This window comes from Curtobacterium sp. VKM Ac-2887 (assembly GCF_015350935.1).
Taxonomy (GTDB): Bacteria; Actinomycetota; Actinomycetes; order Actinomycetales; family Microbacteriaceae; genus Curtobacterium.
Genome location: NZ_JADKSB010000013.1, coordinates 49,751 through 73,330, shown reverse-complemented (window position 1 = coordinate 73,330; position 23,580 = coordinate 49,751). Strand labels below are relative to the sequence as shown.

26 protein-coding genes and 1 pseudogene are annotated in these 23,580 nt (G+C 68.3%); 15 read left to right on the top strand and 12 right to left on the bottom strand.

The window, feature by feature from the left end:
• The first annotated feature begins 52 nt into the window (after window positions 1-52).
• Complete coding sequence (locus ITJ69_RS14950) at window positions 53-697, top strand: GntR family transcriptional regulator (protein ID WP_194673172.1); 645 nt, start codon at window positions 53-55, stop codon at window positions 695-697.
• Between the two features lie 46 nt (window positions 698-743).
• Here ITJ69_RS14950 and ITJ69_RS14945 read toward each other — a convergent pair whose 3' ends face one another.
• Together ITJ69_RS14945 and ITJ69_RS14940 are read right to left on the bottom strand one after the other, a co-directional pair.
• Window positions 744-965, bottom strand: a complete 222-nt coding sequence (locus ITJ69_RS14945) for a hypothetical protein (protein ID WP_194673171.1) — start codon at window positions 963-965, stop codon at window positions 744-746.
• Window positions 966-997: 32 nt separating this feature from the next.
• On the bottom strand, window positions 998-1,573 hold the full coding sequence (locus ITJ69_RS14940) for a TetR family transcriptional regulator (protein ID WP_194673170.1): 576 nt from the start codon (window positions 1,571-1,573) through the stop codon (window positions 998-1,000).
• 451 nt (window positions 1,574-2,024) lie between these two features.
• On the opposite strand from ITJ69_RS14940, the gene ITJ69_RS14935 reads away from it, so the two are divergent.
• The 8 genes from ITJ69_RS14935 to ITJ69_RS14900 all read left to right on the top strand — a co-directional run bounded on the left by ITJ69_RS14935 (window position 2,025) and on the right by ITJ69_RS14900 (window position 9,330).
• Entirely contained in the window at window positions 2,025-2,180 is a 156-nt protein-coding gene (locus tag ITJ69_RS14935) for a hypothetical protein (protein ID WP_194673169.1), read from the top strand.
• A gap of 59 nt (window positions 2,181-2,239) precedes the next feature.
• Window positions 2,240-2,494, top strand: a complete 255-nt coding sequence (locus tag ITJ69_RS14930; RefSeq protein ID WP_131921396.1) for a hypothetical protein — start codon at window positions 2,240-2,242, stop codon at window positions 2,492-2,494.
• A complete protein-coding gene (locus ITJ69_RS14925; RefSeq protein ID WP_323743121.1) occupies window positions 2,491-3,390 on the top strand; it encodes an ABC transporter ATP-binding protein in 900 nt (299 codons plus the stop codon). The genes ITJ69_RS14930 and ITJ69_RS14925 overlap by 4 nt, the downstream gene beginning before the upstream one ends.
• Window positions 3,387-4,112, top strand: a complete 726-nt coding sequence (locus ITJ69_RS14920; RefSeq protein ID WP_194673168.1) for a hypothetical protein — start codon at window positions 3,387-3,389, stop codon at window positions 4,110-4,112. The genes ITJ69_RS14925 and ITJ69_RS14920 overlap by 4 nt, the downstream gene beginning before the upstream one ends.
• A 487-nt stretch (window positions 4,113-4,599) precedes the next feature.
• A complete protein-coding gene (locus ITJ69_RS14915; RefSeq protein WP_194673167.1) occupies window positions 4,600-6,081 on the top strand; it encodes a DUF6421 family protein in 1,482 nt (493 codons plus the stop codon).
• On the top strand, window positions 6,078-6,767 hold the full coding sequence (locus ITJ69_RS14910; protein ID WP_323743120.1) for an SDR family oxidoreductase: 690 nt from the start codon (window positions 6,078-6,080) through the stop codon (window positions 6,765-6,767). The genes ITJ69_RS14915 and ITJ69_RS14910 overlap by 4 nt, the downstream gene beginning before the upstream one ends.
• A 4-nt stretch (window positions 6,768-6,771) precedes the next feature.
• The gene (locus ITJ69_RS14905) at window positions 6,772-7,845 is read left to right on the top strand and encodes a threonine aldolase family protein (protein ID WP_159572656.1); all 1,074 of its coding nucleotides are present in this window, start codon (window positions 6,772-6,774) and stop codon (window positions 7,843-7,845) included.
• A gap of 18 nt (window positions 7,846-7,863) precedes the next feature.
• On the top strand, window positions 7,864-9,330 hold the full coding sequence (locus ITJ69_RS14900) for an SDR family NAD(P)-dependent oxidoreductase (RefSeq protein WP_194673166.1): 1,467 nt from the start codon (window positions 7,864-7,866) through the stop codon (window positions 9,328-9,330).
• Window positions 9,331-9,351: 21 nt separating this feature from the next.
• Here ITJ69_RS14900 and ITJ69_RS21010 read toward each other — a convergent pair whose 3' ends face one another.
• Window positions 9,352-10,530, bottom strand: coding sequence for a GDSL-type esterase/lipase family protein (locus ITJ69_RS21010; RefSeq protein WP_194673165.1), 1,179 nt, complete (start codon window positions 10,528-10,530; stop codon window positions 9,352-9,354).
• A 90-nt stretch (window positions 10,531-10,620) separates the two neighbouring features.
• Here ITJ69_RS21010 and ITJ69_RS14890 point away from each other — a divergent pair, with 90 nt between their 5' ends.
• Complete coding sequence (locus tag ITJ69_RS14890) at window positions 10,621-12,114, top strand: family 20 glycosylhydrolase (RefSeq protein WP_194673164.1); 1,494 nt, start codon at window positions 10,621-10,623, stop codon at window positions 12,112-12,114.
• A gap of 47 nt (window positions 12,115-12,161) precedes the next feature.
• On the opposite strand, the gene ITJ69_RS14885 is transcribed toward ITJ69_RS14890, so the two are convergent.
• Entirely contained in the window at window positions 12,162-13,103 is a 942-nt protein-coding gene (locus tag ITJ69_RS14885; RefSeq protein WP_123939363.1) for a LysR family transcriptional regulator, read from the bottom strand.
• Window positions 13,104-13,222: 119 nt separating this feature from the next.
• Between ITJ69_RS14885 and ITJ69_RS14880 the strand changes: the two genes are divergently transcribed.
• A complete protein-coding gene (locus ITJ69_RS14880; RefSeq protein WP_194673163.1) occupies window positions 13,223-14,182 on the top strand; it encodes a putative oxygenase MesX in 960 nt (319 codons plus the stop codon).
• Between the two features lie 32 nt (window positions 14,183-14,214).
• On the top strand, window positions 14,215-15,264 hold the full coding sequence (locus tag ITJ69_RS14875; RefSeq protein WP_194673162.1) for a methionine synthase: 1,050 nt from the start codon (window positions 14,215-14,217) through the stop codon (window positions 15,262-15,264).
• Window positions 15,265-15,467: 203 nt separating this feature from the next.
• Here ITJ69_RS14875 and ITJ69_RS14870 read toward each other — a convergent pair whose 3' ends face one another.
• Together ITJ69_RS14870 and ITJ69_RS14865 are read right to left on the bottom strand one after the other, a co-directional pair.
• Window positions 15,468-15,866 (bottom strand): hypothetical protein, encoded by a 399-nt coding sequence (locus ITJ69_RS14870; protein ID WP_194673161.1) that lies wholly within the window; start codon window positions 15,864-15,866, stop codon window positions 15,468-15,470.
• Window positions 15,867-16,011: 145 nt separating this feature from the next.
• Window positions 16,012-17,898 (bottom strand): alpha/beta hydrolase, encoded by a 1,887-nt coding sequence (locus tag ITJ69_RS14865; protein ID WP_194673160.1) that lies wholly within the window; start codon window positions 17,896-17,898, stop codon window positions 16,012-16,014.
• Window positions 17,899-18,218: 320 nt separating this feature from the next.
• Between ITJ69_RS14865 and ITJ69_RS14860 the strand changes: the two are divergent.
• Window positions 18,219-18,563, top strand: a pseudogene (locus ITJ69_RS14860) (methionine synthase); the annotation flags it as partial.
• A gap of 187 nt (window positions 18,564-18,750) precedes the next feature.
• Here the strand turns inward: ITJ69_RS14860 and ITJ69_RS14855 are convergent.
• The 3 genes from ITJ69_RS14855 to ITJ69_RS14845 all read right to left on the bottom strand — a co-directional run bounded on the left by ITJ69_RS14855 (window position 18,751) and on the right by ITJ69_RS14845 (window position 20,389).
• Window positions 18,751-19,206, bottom strand: coding sequence for a DUF1648 domain-containing protein (locus tag ITJ69_RS14855; protein ID WP_194673159.1), 456 nt, complete (start codon window positions 19,204-19,206; stop codon window positions 18,751-18,753).
• Window positions 19,194-20,039 (bottom strand): serine hydrolase domain-containing protein, encoded by an 846-nt coding sequence (locus tag ITJ69_RS14850; RefSeq protein WP_323743119.1) that lies wholly within the window; start codon window positions 20,037-20,039, stop codon window positions 19,194-19,196. The genes ITJ69_RS14855 and ITJ69_RS14850 overlap by 13 nt, the downstream gene beginning before the upstream one ends.
• A 110-nt stretch (window positions 20,040-20,149) precedes the next feature.
• Window positions 20,150-20,389 carry a PLDc N-terminal domain-containing protein gene (locus ITJ69_RS14845; RefSeq protein ID WP_194673157.1) on the bottom strand — a complete coding sequence of 80 codons (240 nt, stop codon included), beginning with the start codon at window positions 20,387-20,389 and terminating at the stop codon, window positions 20,150-20,152.
• 120 nt (window positions 20,390-20,509) lie between these two features.
• Here ITJ69_RS14845 and ITJ69_RS14840 point away from each other — a divergent pair, with 120 nt between their 5' ends.
• Both ITJ69_RS14840 and ITJ69_RS14835 read left to right on the top strand, forming a co-directional pair.
• Entirely contained in the window at window positions 20,510-20,851 is a 342-nt protein-coding gene (locus ITJ69_RS14840; protein ID WP_194673156.1) for an SdpI family protein, read from the top strand.
• 129 nt (window positions 20,852-20,980) lie between these two features.
• A complete protein-coding gene (locus ITJ69_RS14835) occupies window positions 20,981-21,406 on the top strand; it encodes a hypothetical protein (protein ID WP_131880285.1) in 426 nt (141 codons plus the stop codon).
• A gap of 85 nt (window positions 21,407-21,491) precedes the next feature.
• On the opposite strand, the gene ITJ69_RS14830 is transcribed toward ITJ69_RS14835, so the two are convergent.
• The 3 genes from ITJ69_RS14830 to ITJ69_RS14820 all read right to left on the bottom strand — a co-directional run bounded on the left by ITJ69_RS14830 (window position 21,492) and on the right by ITJ69_RS14820 (window position 22,951).
• Window positions 21,492-21,884 (bottom strand): ArdC family protein, encoded by a 393-nt coding sequence (locus ITJ69_RS14830; protein WP_194673155.1) that lies wholly within the window; start codon window positions 21,882-21,884, stop codon window positions 21,492-21,494.
• A gap of 55 nt (window positions 21,885-21,939) precedes the next feature.
• Complete coding sequence (locus ITJ69_RS14825; RefSeq protein ID WP_194673154.1) at window positions 21,940-22,173, bottom strand: hypothetical protein; 234 nt, start codon at window positions 22,171-22,173, stop codon at window positions 21,940-21,942.
• Window positions 22,174-22,666: 493 nt separating this feature from the next.
• Window positions 22,667-22,951: a hypothetical protein gene (locus ITJ69_RS14820; protein ID WP_131880279.1), complete on the bottom strand. Its 285-nt coding sequence runs from the start codon at window positions 22,949-22,951 to the stop codon at window positions 22,667-22,669.
• Window positions 22,952-23,580: the final 629 nt, after the last annotated feature.

Sequence of the window (23,580 nt, the reverse complement as noted above, 5' to 3'; positions counted from 1 at the left end):
CACGGCGCGGAGTTCGCACCTGCGATGCCCGAGGCCGTGTCAGGATCGGGACATGACCCGAACCGTCAGCGGTGCCGACTCGACGGCCGACCGGCTGCGCACCATGATCGCGGCGGGCGAGTTCTCCCCCGGGACGCAGCTGTCCGAGGAGCGGTTGAGCGACCAGCTCGGGGTGTCACGGAACACCCTGCGCGAGGCCTTCCGGCTGCTCGCGCGCGACCGGCTCGTCGAGCACGTGTTCAACCGCGGGGTCTTCGTACGACGCCTCTCCGCCGAGGACGTCGCCGACCTGTACGCCGCCCGGCGGGTGCTCGAGGAAGCCGCGGTGCGCGCGTGCTCGCCGACGTCACCCGCGCTCGACGCAGCCGCTGCGGCCGTCACGGCTGCACGGGACGCTGCCGCCGCGGGCGACTGGGGCGCCGTGGGCACCGCGGACATCCGGTTCCACTCCGAGCTCGTACGCGCGGTCCCGAGCGCGCGGATCCACGGACTGATGGACGGGCTGCTCGCCGAGATGCGGCTGGCGTTCCTGACGACCGACGACCCGGGGTCGTTCCACGCCGAGTTCGTGGACCGGAACGACGCGATCGTCGCGGCGTTGCGCGCCGGCGACCAGGCACGAGCGTCGGCGCTGTTGGCGGACTACCTCGACGATGCGGAGCGGACGCTGCGGGTGGCCGCGGACGCGGCAGGCTGACGGGAGGCCCGGTGCGGGTCCTGCCTGCGCGCTCGGATCGCCTCGACTAGCGCTGGTACCGGCCGAGGCCGCGCTTCCTGTCGCGGAGCGCGACGGCGAGCATGCTGCCGCCGAGCACGAGCCAGAGGACGGCCATGATCGCGCGGAACGTGCCCGGCTCGATGATCGCCAGGACGCTCCAGAGCACCCCGACCGCGAGCCACACGACGCCGACCCAGACCAGCGGACGTCCGAAGGTCGCGCGGAGGAACCGGTTGTCGCTGCTCATGGGCCGAACCCTACGCCCGGCCGTGCGCCACGTCAGCCCCCGACGAGTGCCTTCACCGCGTCGATCACGATCTGCCGACGCCGCGCAGGTGCGACCGCCGCGACCAACGAGCCGTACTCGGGAGAACTCGAGCTCCAGAACGCGGCGAGGTGCATCACCAGACCGAGCAGCACCGCCGGCCGGTAGCTGCGCGGCAGGACCCCGGCGCGCTGGGCGTGCTCGACCGCGGCGACGGCCTCGGCGTTGCTCACGACGACGGCTTCGAGCGCACCGTCGCTCCCCCGCTCGAGGCGGTGCCACGTCGCGATCCGTTCGGCCCACGGACGCCGGACGTACGAGTCGTGCAGCCGGGCAGCCCACTCGGCGAGGTCATCGGTGTCGACCGGGACCTCGTCGAACGTCTCGGCGACGGTCTGGGCGAGGAGGGCGTCGAACAGCCCCTCCTTGCTGCCGAAGTAGTGGAAGACCTGCGCCTTGTTGCTCGACGCCGCCGCGGCGATCCGCTCGATCTTGGCGCCGACGAGCCCAGCCGCGGCGAACTCGTCGCGTGCTGCGAGCAGGAGTCGTGCGCGCATCGCGTCGGCGGCTGGGGGCGTGAAGCGTGCCATGCAGACAACCGTACTGACGCAATGGCAACTCGTGGCAACATTTCAGTGTGACACCGGTGATACTGAAACTTTGCTAGCGTCGACTGTGTACGAACGGGCGCCGGACCAGGCACGGTCCGACGCCCTTGTTGATCGCGAAGGAGCAATCATGCATCACCGTAAGCGGCGAAACTGGACCTCGACCGGGGTCGTAGCCTGCATCACGGCGGCGGCCGTCTTCGGAACCGCGGTGCCAGCCAACGCCACGGCACCCCTTACGTCCGCGCTGACATCCGAGTCCGCGTCCGCGACCGCGTCGAGCACCACGGTCCGAACTGTTCAGACTGACGTCCGCGCCGCGACGGGAGCCGTTGCGCCCTCCGGGCCAGGGGCCGTTGGCGCGACGACTTCTGGTCACGACGGTGACAGTGCGCGGAGTTGGTCAACGATCATCCGGACCGCGGTCAACGCCTTGAAGAAGATCCCCGCGCTCTGGAAGAAGCTCTCCGACGGCGTCAAGAAGTCCTACGCAACCTTCCAGCGGACGGCGTGGCCGGCGATCAAGACGGTCGTGAAGACCATCAGCGCCCTCATCACTGCCTGGGACATCTGGAAGTTCTTCAACTGATCCATCGCCGGAAGGGGTAGCCTCCGCCGCCCCTTCCGGCGCACGAAGAAGGAGGGTCCGTGCCCGTCAAACACTCTCGTCTGCGCCACATGGTCAGCACCGGGCTCGCAGTTAGTGCAGTCCTGCTCGGGACAACCTGTGTCGTGCTCGTCGCCAGCGGCTGGCCGCTGTCGGTCGCAGCCGGAGCAGCCGGGCTGACCGCCTCAGGCTTTGCAGGCACCGTCGATCCGAAGAGCAAGGCCGCCCCGGCCGCCTTCCTGATCTGCGTTGCAGCAATCGGCACGGCGTTGGTTGTCCATCAGGTGGTCTCGTGAGCGACCCGATCGAACTGCGCGGGGTCCGCAAGGCCTACGGAAAGCACGTCGCCCTCAACGATGTGTCCTTCACCTGCCCGCAGGGGACGATCACAGCGTTCTGCGGACCGAACGGCGCCGGCAAGTCCACCGCGCTTCGGATCCTGACCGGGATCACCCGAGCGGACGTCGGCACTGCGATGGTGAACGGTCAGGAACTCCAGGAGCTGCCCGCTCCGGCCAGGTTCCTCGGTTCCCTTCTCGACGCGTCAGCGTTTCACCCAGGTCGGTCGGTTCGCGAGACGCTCCGACTCACCGCCTTCACCATCGGTGAGCCCAGGCAACGAGTCGACGAGTGCCTCGAGACCGTCGGGTTGCAGTCGGTGGCCGCGAGGCGAGTCGGCAAGCTCTCCCTCGGCATGCGGCAACGACTCGGGCTTGCGCACGCACTACTCGGACGCCCTCGGGTGCTCGTCCTGGATGAGCCCTCCAACGGTCTGGATCCCGAAGGAATGCAGTGGCTCGACAGGATGCTTCGCCAATTCGCTGATCAGGGCGGGACGGTGTTGGTCTCCACACATCAGCTCGCGGCGGTGGAGCGGACTGCGGATCGCATCGTTGCGATCTCGCGCGGACGGGTCGTCGACCAGGTTCGGCTTGAGGAGCTGCGCGCACGAACCGGGCGGAGTTTCCTCGTGGCCGAGGATCAACCGCGCTTCGCGCATGCTCTGCGGCTCGTCGGGGCGCACCCATCTCCGATGGCAGAAGGCTTGCTCGTGGACCTCGAGCCCGTGGAAGTCGGGCGGCTTGCCAGAGATTCGGGCATCGCGCTCTCCGCACTCCGCGCAGAGGACGTCCGGCTTGATTCCTACTTGTCCTCCATCACTGAGACCGAATACGAGGGGAAGTCGACGTGATCCGATTAGTTTTCGTCGAACTGCGACGCGCGGTCGATACGCGCGGGCCGCGCTGGGCCTTCGCGGCGGCGGCCGTCAGCGGTGTCCTGCTGTCCTTTGTCGTTGCGCGAGATGCGACGACGTTCGCGGCGTTCGTCGCCGGACTCAGCCTTGCGCTTCCGCTGCTCATGGGCCTCCTGGCTGTCATGGCGTTCACGGCGGAATGGAGCACGCGCGCTGCTTTGACGACGTTCGCTGTCACGCCTCGCCGACAACGAATACTCGGTGCCCGTTACGCCGCAATCCTGCTCCTCGCTGCCTCGACTCTCGTTGCCATCCATCTCCTCGCAGCCGTCGGCTTCGTTGTCAGCAGGCCCGGTTCTGTCGGTTCCGTTTTTGACGTTGCCGTTCTGGCGCAGTTCTGGCAGATGCTTGCGACAACGGTCGCGGCAACCCTCACGGCAATCGCCGTTGCGAGCCTCGTGCTGCGAACGGCGCTCGCCCTGCTCATCGCCGTGTTCGGACCTTTTCTCCTGACCATCGGGCTCGCGTTCACACCCGGCCTGGTCGACTGGCTGAACCCGTACGGCTTCGCGTCTTGGCTCGCGGAGCCGCAACTGTCCTGGACCATCACGTCGGAGACCACTGTCGGACTCGGGCCCGCGGTGACGTCATTCGCGGTCTGGACCGCACTCCCGCTCGCGCTCGGGTGGGTCCGACAACTCCGCGCGGAGCCTCGCTGATGCTTGGTCCGACCGCGGGCAAGGCAAGCGGGCGCCCTACGAGACATCGCGTACCGACGCTCGACCTCGTCGGCGGGGTGGTCGTGACCTGCGGCGCCTGGCTGGTTCTCGACCTGCTCTCCGCCTGCGTTGCTGCGCTGGCCACGCTCGCCTGGGCGGCGTCTGCGCCGAGCGTCATCGGGACCACGCCGATCCCCCAGGGAGCATCGCCGGACCCTGCGGCAGTGCGGCGATGGCGCGCAGAGCACCCGAGCTCGACCATGAGCGAGGCGATCGCCGCCGTCACGAAGTCGTAGCTGCTGACGCTCCCCCGAGCCCGCGCCGGCGAAACGTTGCGCGCCGAACGGCATCGCGTGCGCGGAGAATGCCCCGGCGCACGATTCCCCCGCGGATGGGCAAGAATGCGTCCCCCGATCCTCCCTAGGCTCATGACAAGCGCACCACCACGCCGCAGATCCGCGGCCGGCCCAATGACGGGAGGTTCGACATGTCACAGTTCGTCCAGGAGTTCACGCAGGGCGCCATCGTCGGAGAACCCGAGGTCGTCGAGGACCGCCCGTCGGTGCGCAAGGTCGCAGAGCATCCCGCGTGGACGCGGCTGAAAGCCGCTGTCGTGTCGTTCCGTGCGCTGCAGACGGCCGACGGCTCTGTACCCGACCACGCGGACCACGCGACCGCTTCCGAGCACCTGGCCACGATCCTCCCGGCCATTGCCGAACTGGCCCCGTTCTTTCCGCACGATGCGGCGTACCTCGCTGCACTGCAGCGCGATTTCGCACGCTGGGAACGCGACGGTTTCGGCGTTCCCGACTTCCTCGACGCACTGAACGCATTCCAGCCGCAACAGCACCGCATCGACGGACTCGGCCACCTGGTCGTCTTCCCGATGGTGACGCAGAACGGCAGTTCCTCGCGGTTCGTCGAAGCCGTCCTGGTCGAGGTCATCTGGCCGGAGTTCATCGCGGAACTCGAAGCGGGCGACTACAGCAACACGCTCTTCGTCGCGTTGCGGTTCGTCGACTTCACGCCCGGGTACGACACGAATTCTGCGGTGCTGTTCCCCGAGACGGTCGCGATGCGCGAGATCCCGACGTTCACGTGGGGCGCGATCTTCCAGGACCGCGAAGCCGCTCGCTACCGCCGAGTCGTCCGTGCCGCTGCGGAGATCACCAAACTGGAGTTGCCGGACGACGCTGCAGCAATGCTCGACGACCAGGAGCTGACGGAACAGGTCTTCGTGATGTGGGACATCATCCACGACCGATCGCACATGCGCGGGGACCTGCCGTTCGACCCGTTCATGATCAAGCAACGGATGCCGTTCTTCCTCTACTCGCTGGAAGAACTCCGCTGCGACCTGACGGCGTTCCGGGAATCCGTGCGGCTCGAACGCGCGCTCTCCGCGGTGCCGGATGCAGATCTCGACGAGGCGCAACGCGCAATCCGCGACCACGCCCACCTGGTGCAGTACGCCGTCGTCTTCGACCGCATCTTCCGGTTCGCGATCACCGGCAGCCGCGTCCGGAACTACGACGGGCTCGGCGGGCAGTTGTTGTTCGCGTGGATGCACCAGCACGATGTCCTCCACTGGACGGACACGCAGCTCACCATCGATTGGGATGCGGTGCCGGACGTGATCATCGCGCTCAGTGATCAGATCAACGAGTTGTACCGGCGCTCCATCGACCGACCGAAATCGGCGCACTGGCTCGCCGCGTACGAGATGCTGACCCGGACGCTCACGCCGCACCCGGCCTCGAGATGGGCGCGGGGACTGCCGGAGGAAACGCTCGCCGGAATGCCCAAGGGCTACACCGACGCGGTGCTCGACGACGAATTCCCCCTGTCGATGTTCTACGAGGCGCTGAACAAGAAGATGGCTGCGGTCATCGCTTCGACGGCCGGCATCACCGGCTCGTCGTCGGTTGCTCCGTCCGCTGTTCCGTCCGTTCCGGACGTCGCCGCGTGAGCGCTGGCTCCCTGTCCGGTCGCACGGTGCTGGTCGCGGGCGCGACCAGCACCAGCGGCGCGGCGGTCGCGCGCGCACTCACCTCCGCCGGGGCGGCCGTCGTCGCGGTCGGCACCAGACCAGACGCACTGGAGGCCCTTCTCGCTTCCGTCCCGGGCGTCACGACCCACACGTGCGACCTCGCAGACCTCGGCGCGGTCACCGCGCTCGCGGCTGCGGTCCACGAGACGGCGGGTTCGGTCGACGGGCTGGTCCACCTGGTCGGTGGGTGGCGCGGGGGCGGCGGCATCGCCGGCCAGTCGGACGACGACTGGGACTTCTTCGACCGGGCGTTCCGCACCCTGCGGAACACCACACGCGTGTTCTACGACGATCTGGTGGCGTCCCCGGCCGGACGGCTCGCGTTCGTCTCGTCCACCGCCGTCGACTCCCCCACCGCGGGTGCCGCGAACTACGCGGCCGCCAAGGCCGCCTCGGACGCGTGGGTCCGTGCCGTGGCCCAGGGCTTCCGGAAGGACGCACCGGACTCGGCGGCAGCCACCGTGTTCGTCGTCGGCGCCCTCGCCGGTCTCGAGGAGCGGCTCGGCGACGAGGTCGTGCGGCTCTGGACGGCACCGCCGGCCGACGTGAACGGCGCCCGTCTCCCGCTCTCGGCCGCTCCAGCTGCGGCCTCGAACCTAGGATGAACCAGTGACCCTTCGACTCCACGACCTGGACCTGCGGGGCTTCGCCTCGGACAACTACGCCGGTGTCCACCCCGAGATCCTCGACGCCATCGCCGCGGCCAACGACGGCCACCAGATCGCCTACGGCGAGGACGTCTACACGGCCCGTCTCAACGAGGTGATCGGCGACCACTTCGGTTCACAGGCGCAGGCGTTCCCGGTGTTCAACGGGACCGGCGCGAACGTCGTCGGGCTGCAGTCGATGCTGCCGCGGTGGGGCGCCGTCGTGTGCACCACGACCGCGCACATCCACACCGACGAAGCAGGCGCTCCCGAGCGCATCGGCGGGATCAAGCTGCTGCCGGTCGAGACCCCCGACGGCAAGCTCACCCCCGAGCTCATCGACAAGGAGGCCTGGGGCTGGGGCGACGAGCACCGCGCCCAGCCGCTCGTCGTCTCGATCACGCAGACCACCGAGCTCGGCACCGCCTACACGGTGGACGAGATCCGGGCGATCGCGGACCACGTCCACCCGCTCGGCATGACGCTGCACATGGACGGCGCTCGCATCTCCAACGCCGCTGCGACCCTCGGCCTGCCCCTGCGCGACTTCACCACCGATGCCGGCGTGGACGTGCTGAGCTTCGGCGGCACGAAGAACGGCATGCTCTACGGCGAGGCGATCGTCGTGCTCAATCCCGCGGCGTCAGAGGGGCTGCACTACCTGCGCAAGATGAACATGCAGCTGTCGTCGAAGATGCGGTTCGTCTCCGCGCAGCTCATCGCGCTGCTGTCCGACGACCTGTACCTGCGCTCCGCCGGGCACGCCAACGCCATGGCCGCCCGACTCCGCGGCGCACTCGAGGCCCGGATCGCCGACGGCAGCATCCAGGGCGTCGCGTTCAGCCAGGAGACCCAGGCGAACGGGGTGTTCGCGACGCTGCCCGCGGGGGTGGCCGAGCGGCTGCGCAAGCACTTCCGGTTCTACGACTGGGACGCCAGCCGCAACGAGGTGCGGTGGATGTGCGCCTACGACACGTCGGAGCAGGACATCGACGACTTCGTGGCGGCGTTGACGCGGGAGCTCGACGCGGCCTGATCCAACGTAGAATCCCGTGTGATCTCCGAGCAGCCCGAACCCAGCGGCATCCTCCCCGAGGACCTCGACGCCACACTCCGGGTGCTCGAGCAGATGAGCGACATCGACGAGACGCACCCCGACTTCGTGCGGGTGCGTCAGGCCACGGCGAAGATGTTCAAGGCCGTGAAGCGTGCGCACCGACTCGAGAAGCGCGCGGTCATCGCCGAGGCCGACCGCCTCGTCATCGCCGCCACCGCGACCGGAGCCGCCGACCGGATCGACGACGAGACCCGCGGGGTCCCGATCAGCACCTCGACGACGGCGTCCACCGCCGGCACCCTGCTGAAGTCCCGCCCCTGCTACATGTGCAAGCAGCAGTACACGGTCGTGGACGCGTTCTACCACCAGCTGTGCCCCTCGTGCGCGGCGATGAGCCACGCGAAGCGTGATGCCCGGACGGACCTGAGCGGCAAGCGGGCCCTGCTGACCGGTGGCCGCGCGAAGATCGGCATGTACATCGCGCTCCGCCTGCTGCGCGACGGCGCCCACACGACCATCACGACGCGGTTCCCCCGCGACGCCGTGCGCCGGTTCACGAGCCTGCCGGACTCGGCCGACTGGATCTCGCGCCTCAAGGTCGTCGGCATCGACCTGCGTGACCCGGCCCAGGTCATCGGTCTCGCCGAGGACGTCGCCGCTGCTGGCCCGCTCGACATCCTGATCAACAACGCGACGCAGACCGTCCGCCGGTCGCCCGGCGCGTACCAACCCCTCGTCGACGCCGAACTCGCGCCGCTGCCGGACGGCGCGCTGCCCGAGCTCGTGACCTTCGGGCACACGAACGACCAGCACCCGCAGGCGCTCGCCCGGTCGGTGACGGCGCACCCGATCCTCGCGGCCGCCGCAGCCCGGGCCGACGAACTGACCGAGCAGGCCATGGCTCCGGGATCGAGCTCGCTCGAGCGTCTGGCCATGGGCACCGCCATCGACGCCGGTGGCCTCGTGCCCGACCTGCACGACGTGAACTCGTGGACGCAGGCCGTCGACGAGGTCGACCCGCTCGAGATGCTCGAGGTCCAGCTCGCGAACACCACCGCGCCGTTCATCCTGATCTCGAAGCTCCGCCTCGCGATGGCGGCGAGCGAGGCGCACCGCACCTACGTGGTGAACGTCAGCGCGATGGAAGGTGTGTTCGGCCGCGCCTACAAGGGACCGGGGCACCCGCACACGAACATGGCGAAGGCTGCCGTGAACATGCTCACCCGCACGAGTGCGCAGGAGATGTTCGAGACCGACCGCATCCTGATGACGAGCGTCGACACCGGGTGGATCACCGACGAGCGACCGCACCCGACGAAGGTTCGGCTGGCGGAGGAGGGCTTCCACGCGCCGCTCGACCTCGTCGACGGGGCTGCACGCGTGTACGACCCGATCGTGCGAGGCGAGGCGGGCGAGGACGTGTTCGGCGTGTTCCTGAAGGACTACAAGCCGAGCTCCTGGTGAGCCCCGCGGCCCGTCCGCCGCTCAGTCACCCTCGTGCGCAGCCAGGGTGGCGAGTACGAGCTTCGTGATCCGACGCTGCCCTTCGTCGTTGGGGTGGATGCCGTCCGTCGAGTAGATCCCCGTCCCGGAAGTGTCGGCCTCGGGGAAGGTGTCAGCCATGCTGACGTACGCGGCTCCGCTCTTCGCTGCGGCACGCTTGATCTCGGCGAGGTAGCTCGACCACTCGCTCGACATGCCGTCCGTCATGCTCGAGGCCGGGGTGAACTCGCCGATCACGAGCAGCGAGGGCTTCGAGGGGAGCGCTGCGAGCGTCTCGAGGAACGCCACGTACTGGGCGCCGAGCTCGTCGGGTGTGAGATTCGCCGCGTCGTTGCCACCCAGCGTGATGGTGATGAGGTCCGGCGCAGCACGACGCATCGCCGTCAGGAAGCCCTCTTGGTTCTTCGTGAACGTCGCGATCGTCGAGCCCGAGTGCGCGGAGTCGTAGCGGTGGATCCCCTTGTCCCGGTCACCGTCGTAGATCGTGAACCCCAGCAAGGAGAACGGCGCGACGGCGGTGACGGTCACCGTGTGCTCCCCGCTCGACAGTCCGTCCACCTTCGTGATCGTCCCGGTACTGGCAGTCCCGGTCGTGGCGACGGTCGTCGGTGCGGCTCCGTCGACGCTGTAGGTGAAGTCGCCGGACCCGGGGTAGCGCGCCCACCAGATGTCGATCCCGGTGCCCGTGAAGCCGTAGCTCCGCGAGGCACCCGCCTGCATGCCGACCGATCGGTAGCCGAGGTCGGGGGTGGTGATGTCGAACTGGCTCTCCCCCGTGCGCGCCGTCGCCCAGTCACCCCAGGTCGAGTCCGGTGCGTACACGGCGAACTGCGCCGGGAGGTACCCGGCCCCTCCGGTGACCCCGTCCGTCGGGTGCTCCGTGCGCAGCTGGTCGAGCGTGAGGTCCATCCACCGGGTGGAGCGTGACGAGGCGCCCTGCCCCTCGGTGATCGAGTCCCCCAGGGCGACCCAGTTCGCGGGCGCCTCGGTCCGGTCGGCCACGGCGGCGTTCCAGGTCGCGAGCGGCTCGGCGACCTCCGGGGGCTTTTCTGCGGAGCACCCCGTCGCGACGATCGACACGAGGGCGACGACCAGGCCGGCGACGAGCCGGGGTGCCCCGCGACGCCGACCGCGATCGGTGGTGCGCTCGTGGCCGTTCACGTTGTCTCCCCTGGGTGGGATGTGGTCCGCGACCGGGCGCCGGGTCGGGCAATGCTAACCGCGCAACCCTGGTGAACTACCGTCGTCTCCGTGCCCTCCTCCACCGGGACTCCGGACCCGACTGCCGGTCCAGCGACCGCGCCGCACTCCGTCAGACGGACCATCGCGGTCGGTCTGGTGATCGCCGTGTCGGCAGCAGCGCTGGTGGGCATCGATGCGGTCGTCGGATCAGCGGACACCGCAGCGTCGCCGGTGACGGTCACCAGGGTCACCGCGGCGTCCACCGTCACCTCGACCGGCAGCGCCGTCCGGACCACCCTGAAGGTCACGAACACCACTTCGGTGCGGAAGCCGGCTTCGTCCGCCTGGCTCTCCCTGTCCGCCGGCACCAAGAAGTACTCGGTCGGCTCGGTCGCTGTGCCGACTCTCGCTGCGGGCGCGAGCACGACGGTGCACGCCACCCAGAAGACGCCGCCCCGTGCACGAGCCGGGAAGTACTCGGTCCTCGCTTGCGTGGGTGCGTACTCCGGGCAGCACTGCCGCACGTCCGCTTCGACCGTCACCACCAAACCGTCACCCCGCCCACGACCCGAGACCGGCGTGATGCTCGACGTCGCTCGCGCCTACTACCCCGTGGCACTGATCAAGCGGTACATCGACCTGCTCGCCGGCAACGGCGGCCGCTTCCTGCACCTGCACCTCACCGATGACCAGAACGTCGGGATCGAGAGCACGGTCCTCGGCCAGACCCTCGCGAACGCGGACCTCGACCACGACGTCTACACGAGCCGCGTGACCGGCCGTCGGTTCCTCAGCGCCGCACAGGCACGCACGATCGCCGAGTACGCGGCGAAGCGGGGCGTGGCGATCGTGCCCGAGGTCGACACTCCCGGCCACATGGCGGCCGCCTTCGCCCTGCTCGAGGCGGAGCACGGCACGAAGTGGGTCGACCGCATCCGTTCGGGCGAGAGCGAGCTCGACCCGTCGGCGCCGCGCAGTCTCGCGCTGGCGACCAAGCTGTACGCCGAGGTGCAGCGGACGTTCCCGTCCAGCCGCACCGTGCACATCGGTGGGGACGAATGGGGCGGCGACGTCACTGCCGCCCAACGCGTCGCGTGGATGAACGCGATGGCGGCCGCGCTCGGCAACCGCGAGGTGTGGGCCTGGAACGACGGGATCGACCGGGCCGCGGTCGGGCGACTGGACCCGCGCATCCACGTCACGTACTGGAGCTTCGACGGTGACACCGAGGACGCAGCCGAGCGCCGCGAACGCCGAGCGCGACGGGCGAGTGCGGTCGACCTGCAGCAGGCCGGGATCGACCTGCTCAACTACAACTCGTACTACCTGTACGAGGTACCGACCGACCTCGACCCGGCCGACAGCGAGTACACCGTCGCCGATCTCCGCGAGCACTGGTCGCTCCGGACGTGGGACGGCGATTCCGGAGCACGTCTCGCTGATCCGATGTCGGGCGCGGCCGTCGCGATCTGGGGCGAGGACCTCGAGAGTCCACCTGCTGACGCGCTCCTGCGGTGGAGCGCGCCGCACGTGAAGGCGATGATCGAGACCGCAGCCTCCTGACGGACGCGTGACGGGCCTCCAGGCCGACCGCCGGAACCGCCGCCTGCCTACCCCAGCGGCTCCACGCCGTAACTGGTGACCACCGCGCGCAACTCGTCCAGGTAGGTCTGCGCCTGCACGGTGAGGGGAACCGAGGCGTGCGCGATCCAGCCGATCTCGATGCGTTCGTCGACATCGAGGGGGATGGCGACGATCTCGGGGTCGAGGTCGTCGCTGATGAGCCCGGTGGAGATCGTGTACCCGCCGAGGCCGATCATGAGGTTGAAGATCGTCGCCCGGTCCGACACACGGATCTCCCGCTTGCTCGACATCGTCGACAGGATCTCCTCCGCAAGGTAGAAGGAGTTGTTCGCACCCTGGTCGAACGTCAGCCGAGGCAGGTCGGCGAGGTCGTCGAGGGTCGCACGCTCCCGTGACGCGATGGGGTTCCGGCGGGCCACGAAGATGTGCGGCTCGGCGACGAACAGGGGCGTGAAGACGACCCCGGCGTCCCGCAGCAGCTTGCCGAGCACCTGCTTGTTGAAGTCGTTGCGGTAGAGGATCCCCACCTCGCTCCGCAGGGTGCGGACGTCCTCGATGATGTCCCACGTGCGCGTCTCTCGGAGCGAGAACTCGTACTCGTCCGCGGCCGCGCCCTCGACCATGCGGACGAAGGCCTCCACGGCGAAGGAGTAGTGCTGGGAGGACACCCCGAGGAGCCGACGCGACCGCTGCCGGCCGACGTACCGCTGCTCGAGCAGGGAGACCTGCTCGATGACCTGCCGGGCGTACCCCAGGAACTCGACGCCGTCGACCGTGAGCACGACCCCCCTGGCCGATCGGACGAAGAGCGGGCGACCGATCCGCGTCTCGAGGTCCTTCATCGCCGCGGACATCGTCGGTTGCGACACGTAGAGCAGATCGGCAGCGGCACTGATCGAGCCCTCGGTCGCGACCTCGATGAAGTACCGGAGCTGCTGGAGGGTGATGTCGTTCGGGACCCGAGCCATAGGCTGAGCCTATACCGCCGCATAGCGTCTCGGTATTACCTGATGGCCTGCGGTTCCCGTCATGATCAAGGAACCCCTTCCCCAGCGCCCTCGGGCGCTCGACGAACAGATTGCCGACCATGGCGAACGACCTCACCTTCAGCATCACCCGGACCCGCTTCGACGAGGACTACTCCCCCGCCGACAGCTCCCGGCTGACCACGAACTTCGCCAACCTGGCGCGCGGCGAGCACCGTCAGCAGAACCTCCGTGCTGCGCTGGCGATGATCGACGGGCGCGCGAACGACCTCTTGGCTGCCGGGGACCGCTACCGCCTGGAGCTCGACATCGTCTCGGCCGCACTGGCGTTCTCCGATGGTGGAGCGGACGCCGAGTTCCCGCTGCTCGAGATGCTCGACGTCACGATCGTCGACCAGCACACCGGCGAGCACCACCACGGCATCCTCGGCAACAACTTCTCGTCGTACCTGCGCGACTACGACTTCTCCGTGCTGCTGCCGTCGTCAGAGGGCCTGCCGTCCGACTTCGGTGTGCTCCACGGGGCGCTCTTCCAGCGGTTCCTTTCGTCGCCGGCATTCCGCGACGGGTTCGGTAGCGAGCCCGTCGTCTGCATCAGCGTCTCGACGAGCCAGACCTACCGCCAGACCGGGTACGTCCACCCCGTCCTCGGCGCCGAGTACGAGCACGAGCACTCATCGCTCACCGACGACTACTTCGGTCGGATGGGCATGCGGGTCCGGTACTTCCAGCCCGCCGGAGCGTCGGCCCCGCTCGCGTTCTACACGCGCGGCGACCTGACCGGGGACTACACGAACCTCCAGCTCATCGGCACGATCGCCACCATGGAGACGTTCCAGAAGATCTACCGCCCGGAGATCTACGCGGCGAACACCTCGGCCGGCAGCACCTACCGCCCTACGCTCGACCACACCGACTTCACGCCCACCCCGGTCACCTACGACCGCGAGGAGCGCAGCCGCCTCGGGATCACCCAGGGTCGGTGGACCGAGGAGCACCTCGTGACGCCGCACCACGCGCTCCTCTCGCGTTTCGCTGCCGGCGCCGCCGTTTCCCTCTGACCTCGTTCCCTCCTGACAGGACCCGCACCCGTATGACGTCCCTCCTCCCCACCTCGATCGTCGGCAGCCTGCCGAAGCCGTCCTGGCTCGCCGAGCCCGAAAAGCTCTGGTCCCCCTGGAACCTGCAGGGCGCAGCACTCACCGAGGGCAAGCAGGACGCACTCCGCTCCGCCGTGCACGAGCAGGAGCGCCGCGGCATCGACATCGTCAGCGACGGCGAGCAGACCCGCCAGCACTTCGTCACGACGTTCATCGAGCACCTGGACGGTGTCGACCTGGAGCGCAAGGAGACCGTCCGGATCCGTGACCGGTACGACGCAGCCGTGCCGACCGTCGTCGGCGCCGTGAGCCGACGGGCGCCCGTGTTCGTGGACGACGCTCGCTTCCTGCGCGCGCAGACCGACCGGCCGATCAAGTGGGCGCTCCCCGGCCCGATGACCATGATCGACACGCTCTCCGACCAGCACTACAGGAGCCGCGAGAAGCTGGCATGGGAGTTCGCCACGATCCTCAACCAGGAAGCCCGCGAGCTCCAGGACGCTGGCGTCGACATCATCCAGTTCGACGAGCCCGCCTTCACCGTCTTCCACGACGAGGTGCAGGACTGGGGCGTCGCCGCACTCGAACGCGCAACCGAGGGCCTGCGCGCCGAGACCGCCGTGCACATCTGTTACGGCTACGGCATCGAGGCGAACAACAAGTGGAAGGAGACGCTCGGGGCCGAATGGCGGCAGTACGAGCAGTCGTTCCCGCTCCTGCAGCAGTCGTCGATCGACATCGTCTCGCTGGAGTGCATCCACTCGCACGTGCCGCTTGAACTCGTCGAGCTGATCCGTGGGAAGAAGGTCATGCTCGGGGCGATCGACGTCGCGACCGAGACCGTGGAGACCCCGGAAGAGGTCGCGGAGGTCCTGCGTCGGGCGCTCGAGTTCGTCGATGCGGACAAGCTCATCCCCAGCTCCAACTGCGGGATGGCGCCGCTGGCGCGGGGTGCTGCGCTGGACAAGCTCGGTGCGTTGTCCGCTGGAGCGGACATCGTCCGAGCGGAGCTCGTCGGCGCGGCGGTCCCGTCGGCGCGTTAGCCGTCACCATCTGCAGGGCGGCTGCCCTCCGGAAGGAGGAGGGCCGCTCTGTTCGTTGCGTCCTCCCAGTGGCCGGCTCGCGATCCGGTCTGGAGGCGCGGCTTCCGTCCGGCCGACAGGTCGCCTTGATAAAGGGGTGGCGGGCGCATTACTCGATGCGCTTGAGGAGGCCCGGGCGTCCGCTGAGTGCGATTCGGAGTTCCTCATCCCAGGCTGTCGCGGCTCATCTCGTCGAAGTCACCCGGAGCGCAGAGCGACGTGCTGTCGATGGTGTACCCCCGAGGATCCGCTCGGAAGTCGGAGGAACTCACGGGACCACCACGGCCTCGGACTCCGAGGATGGGGTCCGCACCGCCGCTCTGGTACCGCTCGGTCGTGACCCCGAGCTCCTTCCAGTGGCGTTCCACTGCGACGACATCGGCCTTCGGGTCGGCGCTCGCCGAGCGAACCATGGCGTAGACGTACGACACGCCCTCCTGGCCAAGGCTGCGACCGCATTTTCCGAGGCCCGGGCCGTCGCTGACTTCCCAGCCGTCACCCACGACGCTGGTCGACCCCTCGACGAACGTGACAACGGACTGCTTTGCTTCTTTCGTGTTCATCCCAGACCCTTCGCTGCAACCACTGAGAACGGCGACAGCGAGCAGTGCCGCTCCTGCCGTCCGGAGGACGATGACGGCTTTCCGTCGAGTTACTTTCATCTGGGAACTCCACTCAGATCGCGCTGTTTCTGCGACGTTCGCATGATCATCTCGTGAGCCGTTCGGGCTGGCCGGTCGTGGCATAGCCCACATTCTGGAGCGACTGCGTGTCCTCGTCGAGGTAACCGCCGCCGTACCAGGTGTGGACTCCGTGGTCGCGGACGGGGTTGAGACCTGGCGCTCCGTCGGCGCCGAAACTCGTGGCACCAAATCCTGGGGCGGTCGGATCCTGGTGGTGATCCGAACTGAAGTCCCGCCCGACTGCGGCCCATTCGTCGCCGCCCCAGTGTTCGATGAGCGGCTTGGCCACCTCTGCTTGCCCCGCGTACACCGCATCCGCATGGATTTCGTCCGCCCCATCGATGCTGTCCGGTATCCCCGCCGAAGCGATGGTGGTGAACGAATCGACGTGCACGCCCTCGGCGGTGAGCGCGTAGGACGCAGTCGTGGTGCCGTAGGAGTGTCCGAGAACGTTGACCGTGGGCATGGTGTCGGCCCTGGTCGCATCGAGGCCCTTGATCGATGCGGCTAGCTTCTCGCCACCCGCCTTCGCATACTCGCTACCGAACACGGCGCTGCTGGCCGGAGGGACTGGTGGTGCTTCGTAACCCATCCAAGCGACGACGGCATTCGTGCTACCACGCCCCTTGGGGACGGCCTTTGCCTGCTCGCTGAAGACGTTCTGAGCTGCATCCGTCCAGTCGGTCATGCTGCCCGTGCTCGACCCCATGCCAGGCACCGCCCATGTGACGTTGGTGGCTTCATCGAGATCTCCGATGGACACCGCAGCTAAAGGCGGATGATCTGCGCTGAGCACCGTGAGCGTGCGGGGTGCACTACGACCGCCGGAACCGAGAGCAGCCTTGATGGATTCGAGTGCGGAGAGGTCTTCTGCGTTCTTGCGCCCTTCAGCGCTGTAGATGCGGTCCGGACGATCGAGGTCGTCGAGGAACCGTTCCGCCGACGCGATCCGGCGATCGAGTACGGAGACATTCGCGGCGCTGCGCGCCCAGTACGGCGCTCCTTCGAGATTCCCAAGGGCAGTCAGCACCGAGGTCGGCAAGAGCGCGATGTCCGCAGCATCCTTCCTCGTCAGGCCCAGGTCCGCCCACACCGCCGCAACCTCGGACGGGGTCAATCCCTCTGCGAAGAGCCGCTGAACATCGCGGACGAGCCTGTCGTCGGTCGCCTTGTCGATCGAGGCGTTCGTCAGCGATCCATCGCCCCCGGCACGTTCGAACGCGTCGGCGATGCGGTCGATCCACGCAGCATCAGCTCGGTTCTCCTCGAGGAACCGGTCGAATCCCGTCACGAAGGTGCACCCGTCGATGACCACCCACGAGCAGGAAGCGAGGAAGCCCTTCCACGCACCGGCCAGACTCGTGGCCTTCGCATCCGCCGCCGCGTCGTTCGCCCGGCTGACGATACTGAAGTCGCGCAGTCGTGCCGGGTCCGCCGAGCTCCGCCCCAGACCGGTGCCGCCCCCGGATCGGCTTCGTTCGCGAGGTGTGAATGCCGCGTGGATCGACGGCGGTCGCACCGCGACCTCCGACGGCTTCGGTGCCCGGATCGCGATCGGGGGCAGCGTAGTTGTAGCTATCAGCGATGTCGCCGCAGCGTACTGGCGGCTGCGCTCGGCTTCGTTCCACGCATCGAGGGCGTCCAACCGGTCTTCCTCGGCCTCCGCGGACGTTTTTGCGTCCCGCACCTGACTGACCAGGTCGTTCAGGACCGACGCCAGCTTGCCCCGGTCGGTCGACTCAGCTGAGGCGGACTCGTTGAACCGGTTCGCGTAGGTTCCGGAGAATTCCGCCGCTGCATCCTCGACAGCAGACCGGCGAGCACCTGCCTGAGCGCGGAGCTCGTCCTCGGCCGACGTAGCCGCGTTGATGACGGCATCCGCGGCTGCCGCGTCGAACTCGATCTTCCCCATGATTTCCCCCTACGACCCGCCCCGGTTCGGACTCCGACCCTACTGGAAGAGGGCGAAGGGAACCGGTTTCTGCACAGGACAGCGGGGCATCAGAAGGCCCCGCTCTATCGAGATCCGTGCCTGCGATTACAGACTCCACGTCGGTCACCGTGGACGGTCGCCCCGAGCGACGTCCGCGAGGCGGCCCATCAACGACGGCCCACACGAGCGGAACCACCTGGTCGGTCCGCGGAACGCCGGAAACACGGGCCTCCATCGGTCGCGGTCCAGTCTTCGTCGAGGATGCTGCATTCCTGCGTGTAGACGGACCGGCCGAGGACGAGCAGTCGTTCCCGCTCCTGCAGCAGTCGTCGATCGACATCGTCTCGCTGGAGTGCATCCACTCCCACGTGCCGCTCGAGCTCGTCGAACTCATCCGTGGGAAGAAGGTCATGCTCGGGGCGATCGACGTCGCCACCGAGACCGTCGAGACGCCGGAAGAGGTCGCGGAGGTGCTGCGGCGGGCGCTCGAGTTCGTTGATGCCGACAGGCTCATCCCCAGCTCCAACTGCGGGATGGCTCCCCTCGCTCGTGGGGCCGCGCTGGACAAGCTCGGGGCGCTGTCCGCTGGGGCGGACATCGTGCGGGCCGAGCTCGTCGGAACGGCGGTCCCGTCGGCGCGCTGACGACTGCGAGACACCGAGGCGGCTTCCTTCCGGAAGGAGGAGAGCCGCCGTTCGTGTTGCGTCCGCCGCGTGCGCGGCTCTCGATCCGGCCTGGAGGCGCGGCTTCCGTCCGGTCGACGGGTCGCGTTGGTACTGGCGTCACCTTTCACCGCCCCTCGACCGCGGTCGCTGTCTCAGCAATCCGCTTTCAGTCCCTCGCGGGGGAGAGCAGCCAGTACGGAACAACGGCCCACACGGGCGCCGCCGCGAGAAGCCACCAAGCCGTCGGACTCAACGTCGAAGACGCCAATCCAACGACGATCAGCCAGCTCATCGCGAGCGCCGCGACGAACCCTGCGGTGACCGCGCATGAGATGCGCCCTCTGCGCCGGTCTCGAGCGAAGGCGGACCCGACAGCCGCCACGAGGAACAGCGCCTGTATCGCCGCGAGCAGGATCGCAGTTCCCAACGGTGTTCCGTACCCGCTCGGGCTCCCGTCCGGACCGAACGACGTCGCGATCCGGTCGGGTAACCGATCCCACCAGGCGCTGGTGAGCACAACCTCGACGACGACGGGGAACGCAGCAGCGATGGCTGCGGAGAGTCCCTCGCGCTTGCGCCGACCGCGGGCGCTGGGCCCCGTTGCAATCATCAGCCGTTGCATGTCTCCCGCACTTCCCGCTCGATGAGCGCCGTGGCGATCATGTCTGCCGCATGCGGAGCCTTCGCGAGCGCGTGGACCGCGGCGGTGACTCCTGCCGCGATGGCGATGACCGCACCTGCCGCTCGCACCTCTCCATTGATCCAGATTGATGCCCGCTCCCGCTGCCAGCTCCCCGTGCGGGACTGTCCAGCGCTGGGTTCGACCGCCCAGTCGGCGTAGCGACAGAGATCGTCGAACGTGGACCAGACGCCACCGGCCGCCGCGAACGACGATTCTCCGAGCGCCCACGGCTGGATCGCGCGGCCGAAGAGCTTCGGCACCACCCGGTCTGCGTGCGCCGGTACGAGGGCCGCTGAGCTGATCCCCGCCGGCTCGAGGATGTGCTGGCGTACAGCAGCGAACCAGTCGCCGTGCACCTCGTCGAGTACCGCGCCGAGCAGCGCGTATCCCAGGTTCGAGTACACGAACCGGCCTCGGGGCGTGGCCGGCACCGCGACTGCGTGATCGAGGGGGACGCCGACGGCCTCTCGGTACGGGTCACCGAACAGTTGGTCGCGCATCGTGGCCGGAAGCCGTGGCAAACCCGAGGTGTGGTGGACGAGGTCAGCAACCGTCATCTCGGCATCGGGCACACCGGGGAGGTAGTGCACGACCGGCCGCGCGGCCTCGAGTGTGAGCCAGGCCGTCGTGCCGACGAGTCCCTTCGTGATGCTCCCCCATTCGAGCATCGAAGCGGTGGCGTAGGGCCCGCGGGGCTCCCGGACGGTTCGCCAGCCGTCAGCCGTGCGAAGACTCGCACGCCAGAGCCCTTGAAGTTGACGCGGGGTCCGCACCTGATCTCTCCCTCCGCAGAAGCGTCGTCAGGGGGTCTGCAGGGCCGTTCCGCCGCGACCAGAATCGGCACTGGCGGCTCGGGACATCACCGCTCGCCATCCGGTGAGAATCAGGCGTCGTCATCAAGGTTCTGGAACCTCTGTCGCCTCCTACGGAACCGAACGGCGAACCACGACACCGGACCGACGAAGGGGACGAAGAGGACGACGAGAGCCCAGGCGAGCAGATGCCACCCCGTCGGTGAAGCGGCCCTGATCAGCGACGCTAGGGCTGCTAAGGCAAGCAACAGCCCGAAGATGCAGACGCTCATCGCGGCGCCATCCAGCGCTGTCGGGACCAGAGGGTTCACGACCAGTCCTCCGTCGGATTCGACATGCCGTCCGCTCCGCTCCTCGGTGACGACGACGAGGCTATCGAAACATTGCCGTTCATACGTCAGCACACTAGCGTCGAACTCATGGATGGAGCAATGGTGTTCGCGCTGGCTCTCGAGGTCGGTGCCGCGGTACTCGTGACCTGGCTCACCTGGAGAGCCGCGAAGGGTTCGCTGGCTCGGAACGATCTCGCCGGCATCCGAACCCGGATCACCATGTCCAGCGATGCGGCCTGGCGGATCGGGCATCGCGCGGCACTGCGTCCCACGATCATCAGCGGGACGATCACCGCGGCGTGGTGCCTGACCAGCATCGGCCTTGCTCCGCTCCGCCATCCGGTCTCGGTCCTCGTGGCCGCAGGAATGCTCGTCGCCGGCGCACTCCTGCCGATTCCGGTGGCGCATCGTGCCATCCGTCGCGCCTCCCTCGAGGACTGACTGCGAAGTCGTCTCTTCCGGGTCTGCGGGGCACACGCCGGACGGGAGGCACGGTGCCAGCTGGCACCGTGCCTCCTGTCCAAACACGCGTTGCCGCAAAGCGTCAGGCGCACGGCGTTGACTACGCCCATGATCTCCAAGAGCCTCATCCATCAGGTCGAGAGCGCGACGGTCCGGGATCGCGACGGCGCGACGGTCGGCAAGGTGACGCAAGTGTTCCCCTCCGACGAGGACGGAAGCGCGGCGTACGTCAGCGTCGCGACGGGAATGCTCGGGAGACACCAGGCGCTCGTCCCGGTCGAAGACGCCACCTTCGACGGTACGGATCTGCACGTCGGGTACACAAAGGACGCAATCAAGGGCGCGCCGTCCCTCGGGCCCGGACACACCTTGTCCCTCGCTGAGGCGAACGCCGTCCGAAAACACTTCGGACTGTCTGTCGCTGGGGCGGCGACCGGGGACATGGGCGACCCGCACGAGAATCTCGACCAAGCCGGAACAGGGCCGGCAGGCGCGGACGACACCGAGGGCGCAGGGACGACGCCGGCGGCCTGACTGTGCCCGGGGGCGGCATTCGCTGAGATCACACCTGCGAGCGCCCCGTGCCAAAAGAAGTGTTCGGCGAGCGTGCGCCGGCGTCTCAACAGACGATGGGGAACCGGGCGACGCGCTTTTCTACCTCGTCGCCGTTCTCGTCCTCCTCGGTCACCTTCTTGGCGCTGTAACCGAAGATCCGTACGGCCTTCTCACCCTTGCGGACCTGGCGGCCGAGGCCCTGCCACTTGCGGAACCCGGCGACGCGCGACGCGTCGGGGCGCTGACCGAGGATCAACAACACGTTGCCCAGGCTGTAGGCGTGAAACGCGGATGCGAACGCGAGGAACGCCGTCCAGCGGTCCGAGTCGCGCAAGCTCTCAACCTGCGTCGCGATCGACTCGTGGAGGGCGGCGGCCTGCGCCTTCTTCTCCTCGATGCTCTTGCGGGGCGCGGCGGCCTTCTTGGCGGGGCGGCGGGTCTTGGTCGTGGTGGTCATGGTCTGTGCCTCCGGGGCTGGTGTCGGTGATGATGGGAGGCGCGGGAGGGGGCGATTACGGTTCGTCCCCTCCCGCGCTGGGTCGCTCCGCGGGGGGCGTGTAGGTCACGGTGTCCACGAAGGTCACGTAGGCCTCCCCCTCGATCACGACCGCCGACGCGAGGACGTACCCGCTCTCGGCTGCTCGTGCGAGTTCCGTTGCCCGCGCGTTGAGAACTGCCCCGCGCGTCTCGGCGGCGTTGTCAGCCTTGGGGACCACGTACCGCAGGACCTCGATCTGGTTTCGCATGTGCTCTTCCTCTCCCTCTCGTTTTTTGCCGTGAAGGCGACTTGTCGCCGCCAGGACGAGCGGGTGGTGTGCAACCCGAAGGGCGGCGGGGGAGAGAATTTCGGCGCGAAATAAGCGAAGCGCGCGCCGAAAATCTCGGAGGAGACGGCGGCTTGCCGCTTGAACAGCGCCCGATCGTCCGTATGCTGCCGAAGGCTTCACGGCAAAGAAACGGGCCCCGGAACGGGGCCTAACAGCGCCGGCTTGCCGGCTCCCTTGGCCGCTTGCGGCTCCCGGCCTCCGACCGCAAGCTCTGGACGCTTCCTTGCGCACACGACCAGGCTCGAGAACTGCCGGCGGGCACAGAGAAGCCCCCGGGCGGTTCGGGGGGAGAACCAGCGCCGGGGACTGTCAACGTCAACCGAGGAGTCTCGATCGACGGTCCCTGTCGACTCGGGGGAAGCCGACTCCTTCACGGTACGCCGGGGGTCTGACGCCGCCGACACGAGCCAGCTCAGGCCGCGTCGATCGCGGCCGGCGTCGCCCGGTGCCGGACGGCGGCGCGCCACACCCACGCCTGGAACGGCCGGCCCTCGTCGAGCCACCGGACGCACACGGCGTCCGGTGTCGACGACACCGCCACGGCGTCGACGCGGGACTGGGTACCGTCGAGTGCCGGCACCCACGCACGCACTGGACGGAGGCCGCTGCCCTCGATCGGGGCTCCGATCGCCTCGGGCGAGAGCGAGTACCGCGCCTCCTCGGGCGCGGTGTACCTGTCCCGTCGACGATCACCCACGCTCGGAGCGTAAAAGCGGTCGCCGACACCGGACGCGCGAATGGGCTGTTTCCTAGCGGCGGCCGCACTGCGCCTGTTCGATGGCGTCAGCCTCAGCCCAAAGCGCAGAAACGTGTTGCGGTCCGGGTGGGAGCTGCGTAACTCACGGTCGTAGTCCCGCACGAGGGCGCGTCAAAGGGCCGCCAGCTCGTCGACGGTGAGCCTTTGCAGGGCCTCGCAGTCGGCAACGTTCACGACGGGAGCTGTAGGCCTTCGGCCTACACGGACTAGATGCTCGTTGCGCGGCCTGTGGATGCGTCTGCTCGTCTACAGGCCGCGCGCGACGAGTACCCCCCGCCCATTGGTGTTCAACTCATGAGCTGGTGGATGAAGCGGCGAAGCCGAGCCGCCGAGCTCCTGCGTCACGCCAACACGGGCGAGGCACCGCCCGAAAGTGAGCCGAACCTAGGTCTTCTCACTGATCCGACAACACAACACCTCAAGTAGCTCGTGTCGCTTCGATCATTGGGACTTGCCGATACGGGCCGCCACCCCGACGCACGGGGTGGCGGCCGACGAGCGACGGATGACCCGAACACCCATCGCTGCACCAGGCGAACCAACAACCCAACAGCTGTTCCTCGCCCGCA

Excerpts from the sequence above, each read along its gene's own strand:
- ITJ69_RS14950 (WP_194673172.1), top strand. The coding sequence starts at position 53 with ATGACCCGAACCGTCAGCGGTGCCGACTCGACGGCCGACCGGCTGCGC.
- ITJ69_RS14945 (WP_194673171.1), bottom strand. The coding sequence starts at position 965 with ATGAGCAGCGACAACCGGTTCCTCCGCGCGACCTTCGGACGTCCGCTG.
- ITJ69_RS14940 (WP_194673170.1), bottom strand. The coding sequence starts at position 1,573 with ATGGCACGCTTCACGCCCCCAGCCGCCGACGCGATGCGCGCACGACTC.
- ITJ69_RS14915 (WP_194673167.1), top strand. The coding sequence starts at position 4,600 with ATGTCACAGTTCGTCCAGGAGTTCACGCAGGGCGCCATCGTCGGAGAA.
- ITJ69_RS14885 (WP_123939363.1), bottom strand. The coding sequence starts at position 13,103 with ATGGCTCGGGTCCCGAACGACATCACCCTCCAGCAGCTCCGGTACTTC.
- ITJ69_RS14880 (WP_194673163.1), top strand. The coding sequence starts at position 13,223 with ATGGCGAACGACCTCACCTTCAGCATCACCCGGACCCGCTTCGACGAG.
- ITJ69_RS14875 (WP_194673162.1), top strand. The coding sequence starts at position 14,215 with ATGACGTCCCTCCTCCCCACCTCGATCGTCGGCAGCCTGCCGAAGCCG.
- ITJ69_RS14870 (WP_194673161.1), bottom strand. The coding sequence starts at position 15,866 with ATGAACACGAAAGAAGCAAAGCAGTCCGTTGTCACGTTCGTCGAGGGG.
- ITJ69_RS14865 (WP_194673160.1), bottom strand. The coding sequence starts at position 17,898 with ATGGGGAAGATCGAGTTCGACGCGGCAGCCGCGGATGCCGTCATCAAC.
- ITJ69_RS14855 (WP_194673159.1), bottom strand. The coding sequence starts at position 19,206 with ATGCAACGGCTGATGATTGCAACGGGGCCCAGCGCCCGCGGTCGGCGC.
- ITJ69_RS14840 (WP_194673156.1), top strand. The coding sequence starts at position 20,510 with ATGGTGTTCGCGCTGGCTCTCGAGGTCGGTGCCGCGGTACTCGTGACC.
- ITJ69_RS14835 (WP_131880285.1), top strand. The coding sequence starts at position 20,981 with ATGATCTCCAAGAGCCTCATCCATCAGGTCGAGAGCGCGACGGTCCGG.
- ITJ69_RS14830 (WP_194673155.1), bottom strand. The coding sequence starts at position 21,884 with ATGACCACCACGACCAAGACCCGCCGCCCCGCCAAGAAGGCCGCCGCG.
- ITJ69_RS14825 (WP_194673154.1), bottom strand. The coding sequence starts at position 22,173 with ATGCGAAACCAGATCGAGGTCCTGCGGTACGTGGTCCCCAAGGCTGAC.